This window comes from Xanthomonas sp. LMG 12459 (assembly GCF_009192905.1).
GTDB lineage: Bacteria > Pseudomonadota > Gammaproteobacteria > Xanthomonadales > Xanthomonadaceae > Xanthomonas_A > Xanthomonas_A sontii.
The window spans coordinates 1-13,947 of record NZ_NSGT01000048.1; the positions used below are offsets into that span (position 1 = coordinate 1).

Annotated in this window: 13 protein-coding genes; 3 read left to right on the forward strand and 10 right to left on the reverse strand. The window is 68.7% G+C overall.

The features are described from left to right. Positions 1–191: 191 nt before the first annotated feature. The gene (locus CEK65_RS11815; protein ID WP_226980561.1) at positions 192–1,922 is read left to right on the forward strand and encodes a glycoside hydrolase family 9 protein; all 1,731 of its coding nucleotides are present in this window, start codon (positions 192–194) and stop codon (positions 1,920–1,922) included. 292 nt (positions 1,923–2,214) lie between these two features. On the opposite strand, the gene upp is transcribed toward CEK65_RS11815, so the two are convergent. The 9 genes from upp to CEK65_RS11860 all read right to left on the reverse strand — a co-directional run bounded on the left by upp (position 2,215) and on the right by CEK65_RS11860 (position 11,852). Next, on the reverse strand, positions 2,215–2,847 hold the full coding sequence (upp, locus tag CEK65_RS11820; protein WP_017910423.1) for a uracil phosphoribosyltransferase: 633 nt from the start codon (positions 2,845–2,847) through the stop codon (positions 2,215–2,217). A 124-nt stretch (positions 2,848–2,971) separates the two neighbouring features. Continuing rightward, on the reverse strand, positions 2,972–5,137 hold the full coding sequence (locus CEK65_RS11825) for a methyl-accepting chemotaxis protein (RefSeq protein WP_152181852.1): 2,166 nt from the start codon (positions 5,135–5,137) through the stop codon (positions 2,972–2,974). A 332-nt stretch (positions 5,138–5,469) separates the two neighbouring features. Continuing rightward, entirely contained in the window at positions 5,470–5,802 is a 333-nt protein-coding gene (locus CEK65_RS11830) for a non-heme iron oxygenase ferredoxin subunit (RefSeq protein WP_017909656.1), read from the reverse strand. Continuing rightward, a complete protein-coding gene (locus CEK65_RS11835; protein ID WP_152181853.1) occupies positions 5,799–6,335 on the reverse strand; it encodes a GNAT family N-acetyltransferase in 537 nt (178 codons plus the stop codon). Before CEK65_RS11835 ends, CEK65_RS11830 begins: the two co-directional genes overlap by 4 nt. Before the next feature lie 161 nt (positions 6,336–6,496). Beyond that, positions 6,497–7,747 carry a cysteine desulfurase gene (locus CEK65_RS11840; RefSeq protein WP_017913831.1) on the reverse strand — a complete coding sequence of 417 codons (1,251 nt, stop codon included), beginning with the start codon at positions 7,745–7,747 and terminating at the stop codon, positions 6,497–6,499. Beyond that, positions 7,744–9,006 carry a Fe-S cluster assembly protein SufD gene (gene sufD / locus CEK65_RS11845; RefSeq protein WP_148827931.1) on the reverse strand — a complete coding sequence of 421 codons (1,263 nt, stop codon included), beginning with the start codon at positions 9,004–9,006 and terminating at the stop codon, positions 7,744–7,746. The genes CEK65_RS11840 and sufD overlap by 4 nt, the downstream gene beginning before the upstream one ends. Further along, on the reverse strand, positions 9,003–9,770 hold the full coding sequence (gene sufC, locus CEK65_RS11850; protein ID WP_017909660.1) for a Fe-S cluster assembly ATPase SufC: 768 nt from the start codon (positions 9,768–9,770) through the stop codon (positions 9,003–9,005). The genes sufD and sufC overlap by 4 nt, the downstream gene beginning before the upstream one ends. Before the next feature lie 165 nt (positions 9,771–9,935). Next, entirely contained in the window at positions 9,936–11,378 is a 1,443-nt protein-coding gene (gene sufB, locus CEK65_RS11855) for a Fe-S cluster assembly protein SufB (RefSeq protein ID WP_017915889.1), read from the reverse strand. A 15-nt stretch (positions 11,379–11,393) separates the two neighbouring features. Then, positions 11,394–11,852, reverse strand: a complete 459-nt coding sequence (locus CEK65_RS11860) for an SUF system Fe-S cluster assembly regulator (RefSeq protein WP_017909662.1) — start codon at positions 11,850–11,852, stop codon at positions 11,394–11,396. Positions 11,853–12,047: 195 nt separating this feature from the next. Between CEK65_RS11860 and CEK65_RS11865 the strand changes: the two genes are divergently transcribed. After that, positions 12,048–12,515, forward strand: coding sequence for an SET domain-containing protein-lysine N-methyltransferase (locus tag CEK65_RS11865; protein ID WP_017909663.1), 468 nt, complete (start codon positions 12,048–12,050; stop codon positions 12,513–12,515). A gap of 97 nt (positions 12,516–12,612) precedes the next feature. Further along, the gene (locus tag CEK65_RS11870; protein ID WP_152181854.1) at positions 12,613–13,158 is read left to right on the forward strand and encodes a type 1 glutamine amidotransferase domain-containing protein; all 546 of its coding nucleotides are present in this window, start codon (positions 12,613–12,615) and stop codon (positions 13,156–13,158) included. Between the two features lie 135 nt (positions 13,159–13,293). Here CEK65_RS11870 and CEK65_RS11875 read toward each other — a convergent pair whose 3' ends face one another. Beyond that, a complete protein-coding gene (locus CEK65_RS11875; protein ID WP_152181855.1) occupies positions 13,294–13,890 on the reverse strand; it encodes a DUF1439 domain-containing protein in 597 nt (198 codons plus the stop codon). Positions 13,891–13,947 lie beyond the last annotated feature (57 nt).

A 13,947-nucleotide genomic window follows, 5' to 3' on the forward strand; every position in this document is an offset into this window, starting at 1 on the left:
TCACGGGGCGGCGCCGGCAGCGGGGACAGGCCGTCACCGTAGGCGCCGCATGGCGACCCCAAGCTGACGCCTCACTGACGGCGCTGTCAGAAACGCAGCATGCGGCCGTCCAACGCCGCGTCTTGAACCGCTGCCAGCGCGTCCGCAACGTGGCGCTTGCAGCCGTCATCATGGCCGGCCAGTATCGGCGCATGAAGCTGCCCCATGCCCTGTCCTGCCTGTTCCTCGCCTGCCTGTTGCTGGGCGGCTGCACCTCGCATGCCGACACCACCGTGCCGTCGCCGATCCGCCTGAACCAGGTCGGTTTCCTGCCTGCCGCGAGCAAGCTGGCGGTGGTGCCGGATGGGCATGGCGACGCGTTCTCAATTGTGCGCGCCGACAGCGACGAGGTGGTGCTGCGCGGCACCCTCGGCGCCGCCGCGGCGTGGCCGCCGGCGCATCAGACCGTGCGCATCGCCGATTTCTCCGCGTTGCGCACGCCGGGCCGCTACCGCCTGCAGGTCGACGGCCTGTCGCCCTCGGATAGCTTCGCCATCGGCGAAGACGCCTACAACGCGCTGTCGCGCGCCGCGCTCAAGGCCTACTACTACAACCGCGCCAGCACCGCGCTGGACGGCACTTACGCCGGCCGCCACGCGCGCGCTGCCGGCCATCCCGACGACCACGTGCTGGTGCATGCCTCGGCGGCCTCGCCGGAGCGCCCGGCCGGCACCGTGATCGCCGCGCCCAAGGGCTGGTACGACGCCGGCGACTACAACAAGTACGTGGTCAGCTCCGGCATCACCGTCTATACCCTGCTGGCCGCCTACGAGCAGTTCCCCACCTACTTCAGCACGCACCCGGAAGGCATTCCCGACAGCGGCGGCGACGTGCCGGACATCCTGCGCGAGGTCGACTGGAACCTGCAGTGGCTGCTGGCGATGCAGGACCCGCACGACGGCGGCGTGTACCACAAGCTGACCAACCTGGACTTCGCCGGCATGCAGATGCCGGACCAGGCGCGCGCGCCGCGCTACGTGGTGCAGAAGAGCACCGCCGCCACGCTCGACTTCGCCGCGGTGATGGCCCAGGCCAGCCGCATCTACGCCCCGTACGACGCGCAGTTCGGCGGCATCTCCACGCGCATGCTGGAGGCCTCGCGGCGCGCCTGGGCCTGGGCGCAGGCGCATCCGGACGTGGCCTACACGCAGCCGGCCGACGTGCACACCGGCGCCTACGACGACACCGAGTTCGACGACGAGTTCGCCTGGGCCGCGACCGAGTTGTATCTGGCTACCGCCGACGACGCCTTCTACGAGGCGGCGATGGCACGCAAGGTGCCGGCCAGCGTGCCCGACTGGCGCCAGGTCGGCGGGCTGGCGTGGATGTCGCTGGCGCAGCACCGCGCGCGGCTGACCCCGCGTGCCGACCAGGCGCGCATTGCCGACGAGATCGAGGGCCTGGCCGATCACCTGGTGCAGGTGTGGCAGGGCTCGGCCTGGCGGGTGACCATGCGCGACGCCGATTTCCACTGGGGCAGCAACGCCACCGCGATGAACCAGGCGATGATGCTGCTGCAGGCCTACCAGCTGCAGCACAAGCCCGAATACCTGCAGGCCGCGCAGTCGCAGCTGGACTACGTGCTCGGCCGCAACCCGCTGGGCATGTCCTTCGTCACCGGCATTGGCGCGCGCTCGCCGATGCACATCCACCATCGCATCTCCATCGCCGACGGCGTCGCCACGCCGGTGCCGGGATGGCTGGTGGGCGGTCCGCAGCCGGGGCAGCAGGACGCCGACGCGTGCAAGCACGCCTACACGTCGTCGCTGCCGGCGCTGTCGTACCTGGACAAGGAATGCAGCTACGCCACCAACGAAGTGGCGATCAACTGGAATGCGCCGCTGGTGTACGTGAGCGCCGCGCTGCAGGTGCTGCAGCGCTGATGCTGGACGGCGCGGATGGCGCCGCTCAGGGCGTGTCACCGATTCCCGAGTATGCCGCGTTGGGTCTGGCAGGCGCGCTGCCGGCGTTGCGTGGCGCAGCGCCTGACTGGCCGTCAGGTCAAGCCGCGCGGCGCCGGCAGCGCGCCTGCCAGGCCCAACCCGAAGGGCCGCGATTGCGCGCGCCCATGGCCGCGTTATCGCTCGGGCGTGGACGCACATCCACTTCCTCGTTCTTCCTTGCCACAGGCATGCGCAACCGCGGCGCGGCATGCTCGGGGATTGATGACACGCCCTAGCCCAGACGGGTGCCGAAGATGCGGTCGCCGGCGTCGCCCAGGCCTGGCAGGATGTAGCCCTTCTCGTTGAGATGGTCGTCGATGGCGGCGGTGTACACCTCCACGTCCGGGTGCGCCGCTTCCAGCGCCTGCAGGCCTTCCGGCGCGGCGACCAGGAAGATGCCCTTGATCCGCCGCGCGCCGGCGCGCTTGAGCATGTCCACGGTGGCGATGAGGGTGCCGCCGGTGGCCAGCATCGGATCCAGGATCAGCGCGTCGCGCTCCTCCAGTCGTCCGGTGAGACGTTCGAAATAGGGCACCGGCTGCAGCGTCTCCTCGTCGCGCTGCAGGCCGACCACGCTGACCCGTGCCGCGGGAATCAGCGCCAGCACGCCGGGCAGCATGCCCAGCCCGGCACGCAGGATCGGCACCAGGGTGATCTTGGCGCCGGCGATGCGCTGCACCTGGGTCGGGCCGGCCCAACCCTCCATGGTGTGGGTCTCGGTCTCCAGGTCGGCGGTGGCCTCGTAGCCGAGCAGGGTGCCCAGCTCGGTGACCAGTTCGCGGAAGCCCTTGGTGCTCAGCGCCGCGTCGCGCAACAGGCCGATCTTGTGCTGTACCAGCGGGTGACGGACTTCGACGATCTTCATGGGCGCGCTCGCAAGGGGGAGGCGCACAGTGTGCCGCAGCCGGCTCCGGCGCCGCCAGGTGTGGGCGCCAGCGCGCGGCGGGTGACGCGCCGGGAAGGCGCATCGCCCGCCGTGCCGAGGTGACTCAGGCCGCGGGGTCGAGCACCTCGGCCGCGCGCGTGCGTGGCGCTGTTGCGCTGCGCGTCGCGGTACTGCGGGTGTCGATCTTGAACAGCGCCACCGCCTGGGTGAGTTGGCCGGCCTGATCTTCCATCGAGCGCGCCGCCGCCGTGGCTTCCTCCACCAGTGCCGCATTCTGCTGGGTGGCCTCGTCCATCTGGGTGACGGTCTGGTTGACCTGCTCGATGCCCGCCGACTGTTCCTGCGACGCCGCCGAGATCTCGCCCATGATGTCGGTCACCCGCTGCACCGACGACACTATCTCGTGCATGGTCTTGCCGGCCTGGTCGACCAGGGCCGAGCCCTCGGCGACGCGGGTGACCGAGTCATCGATGAGGTCCTTGATCTCCTTGGCGGCGTTGGCCGAGCGTTGCGCCAGCGTGCGCACTTCGCTGGCGACCACTGCGAAGCCGCGGCCCTGCTCGCCGGCGCGCGCCGCTTCCACCGCGGCGTTGAGCGCCAGGATGTTGGTCTGGAAGGCGATGCCGTCGATCACCGAGATGATGTCGCCGATCTTCTTGGAGGACGCCTCGATGCCGCTCATGGTCTGCACGACCTGACCGACCACGTCGCCGCCCTGCGAGGCCACCGAGGCCGCACCGACCGCCAACTGGTTGGCCTGGCGGGCGTGTTCGGCGTTCTGGCGCACGGTCGAGGTCAACTCTTCCATCGAGGCCGCGGTTTCCTCAAGGCTGGCGGCCTGCTGCTCGGTGCGGCGCGACAGGTCGTCGTTGCCGCTGGCGATCTCGCCGGCGGCGGCGCTGATGCTGCTGGCCGCGGTCTGGATGCGCGCGACGATGCCGGTCAACTGGTCGGTGGTGGCGTTGGCGTCCTCGCGCATCCGTGCGAACACGCCGTGGAAGTCGCCATGCATGCGGGTGGTGAGGTCGCCGGCAGCGATGGACTGCAGCAACGCCGACAGCTTGCCCAGATTGACGTCGCTGACCTCCATCATCGCGTTGAGGTCCTGCACCATCAGCCGGAAGTCGTGCTGGAAGCGCGCGGCATCGCCGCGGGCGCTGAAGTCGCCGGCCGCCGCTGCGGCGGCCAGGCGCTTGATCTCGGTATTGATCGCCAGCAGGCTGGCCTTGGCCGCATCCATCGACTCGTGCAGCACCGCACGGCTGCCGGGCAGCCGGCGCGCATCGCGGCGCAGATCGCCGTTGGCGTATTCGTTGAGGATCTCGACCGCCTCGACGATGGCGTCCAGGTGCTCGAACATCATGGTGTTGATGCCCTTGCTCAGTTCGCCGTACACGCCGGGGAAGTCCTGCGGCATGCGGTGGCTGATGTCCTTGTCGGCATGCAGCTCAATCATCAAGGCGGTTTCGCGGGAGAAGCGCTGCAACTGGGTCTGCATGCGGCCCATCGCGACCAAAAGGCGGCCGGGCTCGTCGCGCGCGTCGGTGGCCACGTCGTTGTCCAGGCGGCCCTCGGCGATGGCTTCGGCGGCGCGGGTGGCGCGGGCCAGCGGCACGGTCAGGCTGCGGGTGATCAGCCAGGCCAGCAGGCTGCTGACCAACACTACGGCCAGGCCGCCGGCGATCAGCAGGAAGCGGCCGCGCGCCATCACCGCGGTCGCATCGGCGTAGGCCTGTTCACCGTTGTTGCGTTGCCAGCTGGCGTAGGCGCTGATCGCCTCGCGCCAACGTTGAGTCGCCGGCGCGGCCTGCTGCAGCAGCACCTTCATCGCGTCGTCGGACTTGTAGGTCAGGCCCAGTTCCAGCACTTGCTGGTTGACCTCGCTCGCCTGCGCGTAGGTCCGGTTCATCTGCTCGCGCAAGGCGCGATCGCGCGCGCTGGTGGCGGGGATGGCGAACAGCTTGGTGCAGTATTCGCGATAACGGCGCAGTTCCGTCACCATGATCTTGGCGAAGGCGATGTTCTCTTCCTGCGTGGTCGGCAGCACGATGTTGCGCAACTGGATGCCGATGTCCGAGCTGGCATCGAGCATTTCGTTGGTATAGACGATGCTGGACACGGTGCGGCGGGCGACGGTGTCCAACTGGCTGCGCGCCTGCGACAGGGTGACCAGGCCGCCGACCACCAGCCCGCAGGACAGCAGGATGAGCAGGCCGAACGCGATGGAGAGGCGTCTGGAGACGTTAAAGCGGTGCAGAAGAGCGGTCATGCTCTGGTCCTAGCAAGGGGGATGGGAGTACCAGGGGTGGTCGCATAAATAACCGATACGAAATGCAACGGATATTTCACGTAATCGTGACGAAGTTGCATATCCGTCTACATCGTCTCCCCTTAGCGGCCGAGGGATCGGGATCTTGAATCGGATCGATCGAGATGGCCTTTCCATCCCGGTTGCCGCCTTGCCGGCGCGCACGCACAACGTGCCAGCAAGCGTTGCGCTTGCTGCAGGTAAGGGCGCTTGATGTGGCGATCGCCGTGAGCGGCGCTGCAGAGATGGCGAAGGACGCGGTCAGCGCCGGGTCGCGACGAAAACGCGTGGCTTCAACCGCGGTCGTCGCGCGTCCACAGCCCGCCGTGTTCGGACTTCACCGGAAACTTCGGCACCGGGCCGTAGGCCGGCGCGCACAGGGCGCGGCCGTCGCGCACGTCGAAGCGGGCGCCGTGCAGCACGCATTCGATGCTGCCGGCAGCAGGGTCGAAGGTGCCGGGGGACAGCTCGTAGTCCTCGTGGCTGCAGCGGTCTTCCAGCGCATAGAACTGACCATCGAAGTTGAACACCACGATCGGCGTGTCGGTCACTTCGTCCCACACCGTCTTCATTTCGCCGGGCGCCAGTTCGCCGTCGGCGCAGACGAAGGTCCAGGTCTCGCTCATGCGGCACCGCCCAGCGGCTTTTCCAGCACCTCGAAACGCAGGTCGTCGCGCTTTGGCAGGCCGAAGCGCGCGTCGCCGTACGGAAACGGCTTCTTGATGCCGGTGCGACGATAGCCACGGCGCTCATAGAAGGCGATGAGTTCCTCGCGCAGATCGATCACGGTCATCCGCATCAGCGGCAACCGCCATTCCTGCCAGGCGATGCGTTCGGCCTCGGCCAGCACGGTCTTGCCCAGGCCGCTGCCCTGCGCCTGCGGCTGCACCGAGAACATGCCGAAATAGCCGGCGCCGTTCTCGTCGGCGACATGCGCGCAGGCGATCAATTCGCCATCGCGCTCGGCCAGCAACACCAGGCTGCGCGGACGCAGGATGTCGGCGCGCAGCACCTCGCGGTCGATGCGGTTGCCGTCGAGCAGGTCGGCTTCGGTGGTCCAGCCGACGCGGCTGCTGTCGCCGCGATAGGCCGAGGTGACCAGGGCGGCGATGGCGTCGAGATCGTCGACGGTGGCGGTGCGGAAGGTGAGGGTGTGCATGGGCCGATTCTAGGGCGTGCCGCCGGGAATGGGGAATGGTGAATCGGGAATCGAAATTCGCGCTCTCAAGGAGGCGAGCACACGTTTTGCCCGCTAGGCACAGTCCGTACGTGGAGCGCTTTGCCGATTCCCGATTCCCTGCTCCCGATTCTCAGCTTCAATCACCCCAACAGCGCCCGCACCTTCCGCAACGCCGCCACGAAACGCTCGATCTCGGCGTGCGTGTTGTAGAACGCCAGCGAGGCGCGGCAGGTGGCGGCGACGCCGTAGAACTGCAGCAGGGGGTGCGCGCAGTGCTGGCCTGAGCGCACGGCCACGCCTTCCAGGTCGAGCAGGGTGGCCAGGTCGTGGGCGTGCGCGCCCTCGATCAGGAACGAGACCACCGCGGCCTTGCCCGGCGCGGTGCCGAACAGGCGCAGGCCGTCGATCCGCTGCAGTTCCTCGGTGAGGTGCGCGAGCAGTTCGCTCTCGCGCGCTTCCACGTGCTGCAGCCCGATCCCCTGCAGATAGTCCACCGCCGCGCCGAGGCCGACGAAACCGGCGATGTTGGGGGTGCCGGCCTCGAACTTGTGCGGCGGGTCGTTGAACACGGTGCCGTCGAAGCTGACTTCCTTGATCATCTCGCCGCCGCCCAGGAACGGCGGCATCGCCTGCAGGTGCTCGCGCCGCGCCCACAACGCGCCGGTGCCGGTCGGGCCGCACATCTTGTGGCCGGTGATGGCGTAGAAGTCGCAGCCGATCGCGGCCACGTCCAGCGGCCGGTGCGGCGCAGCCTGCGAGCCGTCGATGACGCTGACGATGCCGCGCTTGCGCGCCTCGCGGCAGATCTCGCGCACCGGGTTGACCGTGCCCAGCACGTTGGAGACGTGCGCCAGGGCCAGCAGCTTGACGTCGGCGGTCATCGCCGCGCGCAGCGCGTCCAGGTCCAGCGCGCCGTCGGCGGTGATCTCGGCGACCTTCACCGTGGCGCCGGTGCGCTGCGCGACCAGTTGCCAGGGCACGATGTTGGCGTGGTGCTCCATGCGCGACACCAGGATGGTGTCGCCGGCGCGCAGCCGCGGCAGTGCCCACGAGTACGCCACCAGGTTCAGCGCGAAGGTGGCGCCGCTGCACAGCACCAGTTCGTCGGCGCGCACGTTGAGGAAGCGCGCCAGCCGGGTCCGTGCGCCTTCGTAGGCCTCGGTCGCCTCGCTGCCGAGCGCGTGCACCGCGCGACTGACGTTGGCGTTGTGGCGGCGATAGAACGCATCGGTCGCCGCGATCACCTGCAGCGGCTTTTGCCCGGTGTTGGCGTTGTCGAAGTACACCAGCGGCTTGCCGTGCACTTCCCGCATCAGCAGCGGGAAGTCGCGGCGGACCGCATCCCAGTCCGGCGCCTGCGGCGTGGCGCTGTGCGCGGCGGGCCCGTTCATGCCACGCCTGCGGCGCTCAGCGCCCGCTCCAGCCGTGCCAGCAGGCCTTCGCCCAGCGCCGGCGCCAGCGTGCCGACCGGCTCGCGGCAGAACGCGGCGGTCAGCAGTTGCTGCGCGCGTTCCTGCGGCAGCCCGCGCGAGCGCAGGTAGAACAGCGCATTGGCATCGAGCTGGCCGACGGTGGCGCCGTGCGCGGCCTTGACCTCGTCGGCATCGATCACCAGCACTGGCTGGGTGTCGATTTCGGCGTCGGCGGACAGCAGCAGGTTCTTGTTCGACAGCGCCGCGTCGGTACCGTCGGCGCCGTGGCGGATGCGGATGCCGCCATGGAAGGCCACGCGGCTGCGCCCGGTGGCGACACCGCGCCACAGCAGCTCGCAGGCGGTGTCGCGGGCGATGTGCTCGATGCCCAGGCGGGTGTCGAGCTGGCGCCGGCCGTTGCCGAGCAGCACGCCGTTGGCGACGAGCTTGGCGTTGTCGCCCTCCAGGCGCACGTTGAGTTCGTGCCGGGCCAGCGCGCCGCCCAGTTCCAGGTCCACACGCCGGTACTGCGCGTCGCGCGCCAGCACCGCATCGGTACGCAGCAGCGCGGTGACGCCGGCCGCCTCGTCCTGCACGCGGGCGTGGCTCAGTTGCGCGCCGGCGGCCAGGTGCACGTGCGCCAGGCTGTTGCTCAGGTGCGCGGCATCGCTGCCATGCAGATGGTGCTCGACCAGCGCCAGCGTCGCGTCCTGGCGCAGTTCGATCAGGTGGCGGTGGTGCCAGGCCAGGTCGGCCTCGGCGGCGGTGGAGACGAACACCAGGTGCAGCGGCTGCTCCACGCGCACGCCGGCGTCCACCCGCAGCACGCAGCCTTCGTCGGCGAGGGCGGCGTTGAGCTGGGCGAACACCTCGTCGCTGCGTTCGAAGCGGCGGCCGAGGAAGCGCATGGCAGCGTCGCCGCTGCGCAGGATGGTCGACAGCCGCTGCAGCTCCACCCCGGCCGGCAGGCCGCTCAGATCCGACAGCGCATCGCTGGCGCGGCCGTTGACGAACACCAGGCGCGGCGCCGGGATACCGTCGAGCAAGGCCGCGTCCACCGCCGGCGCGTTCTGCGGTGCAGGCGCGAAGCTGCGCCGTTCCAGTGCGCGCAGCGAGGTGTACTTCCAGGCTTCGCTGCGCGTGCCGGGCAGGCCGTCGCGCAGCGCCTGCTCCAGCGGCGCGCGGCGTGCGGCATCGCCGTGGAACGCGGCGGCCAGCGAGTCGAGCAGGGCGCTCATTGCACTGCCGCCTCGGGCGCCACGCGCTCCTTCAGCCAGGCATAACCGTGCGCTTCCAGCTCCAGCGCCAACTCGGGGCCGCCGGTCTGCACGATGCGGCCGTCGGCCAGCACATGCACCACGTCCGGCTTGATGTAGTCGAGCAGGCGCTGGTAGTGGGTGATCACCACGAACGCGCGCTCCGGCGAGCGCAGCGCGTTGACGCCTTCGGCCACGGTCTTGAGCGCGTCGATGTCCAGGCCGCTGTCGGTCTCGTCGAGGATCGCCAGCTTCGGCTCCAGCACCGCCAGCTGGAAGATCTCGTTGCGCTTCTTCTCGCCGCCGGAGAAACCCTCGTTGACGCCGCGATGCAGCAGTTCGTCCTTCAGGTGCAGCACCGCCAGCTTCTGCCGGACCAGCTTGAGGAACTGCATCGAATCCAGCTCGGCCTCGCCACGCGCCTTGCGCTGCGCGTTGAGCGCGGCGCGCAGGAAGTAGGTGTTGTTCACGCCGGGGATTTCCACCGGGTACTGGAAGGCCAGGAACAGGCCGGCAGCGGCGCGCTCCTCCGGTTCCAGTTCGAGCAGGTCGGCATCGTCGAAGCGCACGCTGCCGTTGGTGACTTCATAGCCGTCGCGGCCGGCCAGCACGTTGCCCAGGGTGGACTTGCCGGCGCCGTTGGGGCCCATGATGGCGTGCACTTCGCCCGGCTTCACCTGCAGCGACAGGCCCTTGAGGATGTCCTTGCCGGCGACGGAGGCGTGGAGGTTTTCTATGGTGAGCATGGGATGGTCCGTCAGAATTCTTTGGTGTAGCCCCTCTCCCACCGGGAGAGGGGTTGGGGTGAGGGAGCGGTGCGAAGCATCTCGCGGGTTTGGGTGTGCGAGGCTGCGCACGTACCCTCATCCGGCGCTTCGCGCCACCTTCTCCCAGAGGGAGAAGGAAAGGCGTCAGCCGACCGAGCCTTCGAGCGAGACTTCCAGCAGCTTCTTGGCTTCCACCGCAAACTCCATCGGCAGTTCGCGGAACACCTGCTTGCAGAAGCCATCGACGATCATCGACACCGCGTTTTCCTGGTCGATGCCGCGGGCGCGACAGTAGAACAACTGGTCGTCGCTGATCTTGGAGGTGGTGGCCTCGTGCTCGACGGTCGCGGTCGGATGCTTGACCTCGATGTACGGGAAGGTATGCGCGCCGCACTGTTTGCCGATCAGCAGCGAGTCGCACTGGGTGTAGTTGCGCGCGCCCTCGGCACTGCGCTCCACCTTGACCAGCCCGCGGTAGGTGTTCTGCCCGCGGCCGGCGCTGATGCCCTTGCTGACGATCTTGCTCTTGGTGCGCTTGCCGACGTGGATCATCTTGGTGCCGGTGTCGGCCTGCTGGCGGTGATGGGTCAGCGCCACCGAGTGGAACTCGCCCACCGAGTCGTCGCCCAGCAGCACGCAGGACGGGTACTTCCAGGTGATCGCCGAGCCGGTCTCGACCTGGGTCCAGGTGATCTTGCTGCGCGCGCCGCGGCATTCGCCGCGCTTGGTCACGAAGTTGTAGATGCCGCCGCGGCCTTCCTCGTCGCCCGGGTACCAGTTCTGCACGGTGGAGTACTTGATCTCCGCGTCTTCCAGCGCCACCAGCTCGACCACCGCCGCGTGCAGCTGGTTCTCGTCGCGCATCGGCGCGGTGCAGCCTTCCAGGTAGGACACGTAGGCCTTGTCCTCGCACACGATCAGGGTGCGCTCGAACTGGCCGGTGTGGCCGGCGTTGATGCGGAAATAGGTGCTCAGCTCCATCGGGCAGCGCACGCCCTTGGGGATGAATACGAAGCTGCCGTCGGAGAACACCGCCGAGTTGAGCGCGGCGAAGAAGTTGTCGCCGACCGGCACCACGCTGCCCAGGTACTGCCTGACCAGCTCCGGGTGTTCCTTGATCGCCTCGGACATCGAGCAGAAGATCACGCCCTTCTCGGCCAGTTCCTTGCGGAAGGTGGTGCCGACCGAGACCGAGTCGAACACCGCGTCCACGGCCACGCCGGCCAGCTTGGCGCGCTCGTGCAGCGGCACGCCCAGCTTGTCGTAGGTGTCCAGCAGCTCCTTCGGCACCTCGTCCAGCGAGGCGTACTTCGGGCCCTTGGGCGCGGAGTAGTAGCTCAGCGCCTGGAAGTCGATCGGCGCGATGTCCAGCTTGGCCCAGTGCGGCATCGGCATCTTCAGCCAGTGCCGGTAGGCGGCCAGGCGCCACTCGGTCATCCATTCCGGCTCGTCCTTCTTCACGGACAGGGCGCGCACGACGTCCTCGTTCAGGCCGGGCAGGAACGAATCGGATTCGATGTCGGTGACGAAGCCGGCGTCGTAGCGACGTCCCAGCCGTTCCAGGATTTCAGCGTTTTCGGTGGCCATGGGGCTGCCTACAGGTCAGGTGGTCGCGAACCGCACGGCAATGGAACGCCGTTTCGGATCGCCGGAGGGGGGGAGGGGATGGAGCATCTGCGCCAGGGTCACGCCGCGCAGCGCGTCGGCGACCACGTCGTTGATCAGCCGCCAGTTGGAACGCACGCCACAGGTCTGGGCGATGCTGCACTGGCTGCCGTGGTGGCTGCATTCGGTGATCGCCAGCGGGCCTTCCATCGCCTCGACGATCTGGATCAGGGTGATGGCGTCGGCCGGACGTGCCAGCCGGTAGCCGCCGCGCACGCCGCGCAGGCCCTCGACCAGGCCGGCCTGGGCCAGCGGCTTGAGCAGCTTGCTGACCGTGGGCGGCTCCAGCCCGGCCTGTTCGGCCAGTTCGGTCGCGCTCAACACTTCGTTCGGACGCGCGGCGAGCACGGTCAGCACGACGGTGGCGTAATCGGTGAGCTTGGTGACGCGGAGCATGGAGACGCGGTGGTTTTTCAATGCGGACCGAAATTGTACGCTTTTGCGCCGCAGCGTCCAACTGGGCCATTCATCTCTTATTTCGATCGGTACGATCGGGCCGGAGCGGGGGCGCGGTCGGCGGGCCGGCGCGCGCAGACTTGGGATCGCGGGCGATGTGCGCCAGAATCTAGGCTTTCCTGTCCGGATCGCCGCATGCCCCGCAAGATCGCCGCCCGCAAGTCCCGCATCCATGGCAACGGCGTGTTCGCCGTGCTGCCGCTCAAGAAAGGCGAGCGGGTCATCGAGTACAAGGGCCGCCGCCGCAGCCACGCCGAGGTCGACCGCGACGAGGCCGGCGACGTCGAGACCGGGCACACCTTCCTGTTCACCCTCAGCGACGACTACGTGATCGACGCCAACTACGAGGGCAACGACGCGCGCTGGATCAACCACAGCTGTGCGCCGAACTGCGAGGCGGTGATCGTCGAGGCCGAGGGCGAGGACCGCCGCAAGGACAAGGTGGTGATCGAGGCGCTGCGCGACATCAAGCCCGGCGAAGAACTCACCTACAACTACGGCATCACCCTGGCCGAGCGTCACACGCCACGGCTGAAGAAGATCTGGGAATGCCGCTGCGGCGCCAAGAACTGCACCGGCACCATGCTGCAGCCCAAGCGCTGAGGTCGCGTCCAACCGTGCACGCCGCGCCGACGCGCGGTTCACGGCACTGCCACCGGCGCGTTTCTACGGTGGGGCTCCCCTAGTCGAGGAGTGTCCCATGAGCGCAATGCCTTCCCTTGCCGGCAAGCAGGTGGCCGTCCTGGCCACCGACGGTTTCGAACAGTCGGAACTGCAGGAACCCAAGCGCCTGCTGGAATCCTGGGGCGCCCAGGTCGACGTGATCGCGCCGGGCGAGGCCAGCAGCATCCGCGGCTGGAACAAGAAGGACTGGGGCGACAGCGTGCCGGTGGACAAGCGCCTGCAGCAGGCCCAGGCCGGCGACTACGACGCGCTGGTGTTGCCGGGTGGGGTGATCAATCCCGACAACCTGCGCACCGAGCCGTCCGCGATCGCCTTCATCCAGTCCTTCGCCAGCGCCGGCAAGCCGGTGGCGGCGATCTGCCATGGCCCGTGGCTGCTGGCTGAAAGCGGGCTGGTGCGCGACCGCCAGGTGACCTCGTGGCCGTCGCTGAAGACCGACCTATCCAATGCCGGTGGACGCTGGGCGGACCAGGAGGTGGTGGTGGACGGCAACCTGATCACCAGCCGCAAGCCGGACGACATCCCGGCGTTCGCGCAGGCGGTGGCCAAGGCGCTGGGCTGAGGCCTGGCGATTCGTCTGCGCCGCCGCGATGGTGGCGGATGCGGGAGCACCTGGGAACAGCAACGGCGGCCGAGGCCGCCGTTGCTGTATGCGCTGCTGGTGGCGGCTGCCGCCGCACCCCGGACGTCGCGTGGGTTACTGCGCGGGAAGCATGCCCGCCGGCACCAGCTTGCCGATGTCCTGGTTGAAACGCACCACCAGCGAACCGTTCTCCACGCCGGCCGACTGGATCTGCACGTCGCCCAGCATCGCGGTCAGGCGCGGGTCGAGCTTGTAGATCGGCTCCTTGCGCGCGTAGTCCTCCAGCCAGGCATTGAGCAGCTCACGCGTATTGGCGTCGAGCTTGCCGCCATTGGCAGCCGGGCGGAAATCATCGATGGTCGGGGACTGTAGGTGGAAGCTCTGGCTCTGCTGGTCATAGCGCAGGGCGCTGGTCAGCAGGACCTGGCCCAGTGGCGTCGGCGCGCCGCCGCCGGTGGCCATGCTCAGGTCGAACTGCATCTTCAGGCGGTCGCCCGGCGGCAGGCTCAGCTTCGGATCGCGGACGGTCATCTTGAGCAGCCCGCCCAACGCCTTGTGCGTCTGCGGGAAGCTGCTGTCCAGGTAATGCTGCACGTCGGCGGCACCGACGCTGACCTGGTGGCCCTGGATGGTCGGCTCGGCCTGGGCCTGGGTGGCGACGGCGAGCGCCAGCAGCGCCGCCGCGCGCAGGGTGAACTTGCGGAAGATCATCGGGAAGCCCTGGGCGAACGAGAGGAATTCACCATAACGGTGGCCGGTGAATGCGCG

Excerpts from the sequence above, each read along its gene's own strand:
- sufD (WP_148827931.1), bottom strand. The coding sequence starts at position 9,006 with ATGAGCGCCCTGCTCGACTCGCTGGCCGCCGCGTTCCACGGCGATGCC.
- upp (WP_017910423.1), bottom strand. The coding sequence starts at position 2,847 with ATGAAGATCGTCGAAGTCCGTCACCCGCTGGTACAGCACAAGATCGGC.
- CEK65_RS11870 (WP_152181854.1), top strand. The coding sequence starts at position 12,613 with ATGAGCGCAATGCCTTCCCTTGCCGGCAAGCAGGTGGCCGTCCTGGCC.
- sufB (WP_017915889.1), bottom strand. The coding sequence starts at position 11,378 with ATGGCCACCGAAAACGCTGAAATCCTGGAACGGCTGGGACGTCGCTAC.
- CEK65_RS11830 (WP_017909656.1), bottom strand. The coding sequence starts at position 5,802 with ATGAGCGAGACCTGGACCTTCGTCTGCGCCGACGGCGAACTGGCGCCC.
- CEK65_RS11860 (WP_017909662.1), bottom strand. The coding sequence starts at position 11,852 with ATGCTCCGCGTCACCAAGCTCACCGATTACGCCACCGTCGTGCTGACC.
- CEK65_RS11865 (WP_017909663.1), top strand. The coding sequence starts at position 12,048 with ATGCCCCGCAAGATCGCCGCCCGCAAGTCCCGCATCCATGGCAACGGC.
- CEK65_RS11840 (WP_017913831.1), bottom strand. The coding sequence starts at position 7,747 with ATGAACGGGCCCGCCGCGCACAGCGCCACGCCGCAGGCGCCGGACTGG.
- CEK65_RS11875 (WP_152181855.1), bottom strand. The coding sequence starts at position 13,890 with ATGATCTTCCGCAAGTTCACCCTGCGCGCGGCGGCGCTGCTGGCGCTC.
- CEK65_RS11835 (WP_152181853.1), bottom strand. The coding sequence starts at position 6,335 with ATGCACACCCTCACCTTCCGCACCGCCACCGTCGACGATCTCGACGCC.
- CEK65_RS11815 (WP_226980561.1), top strand. The coding sequence starts at position 192 with ATGAAGCTGCCCCATGCCCTGTCCTGCCTGTTCCTCGCCTGCCTGTTG.
- sufC (WP_017909660.1), bottom strand. The coding sequence starts at position 9,770 with ATGCTCACCATAGAAAACCTCCACGCCTCCGTCGCCGGCAAGGACATC.
- CEK65_RS11825 (WP_152181852.1), bottom strand. The coding sequence starts at position 5,137 with ATGACCGCTCTTCTGCACCGCTTTAACGTCTCCAGACGCCTCTCCATC.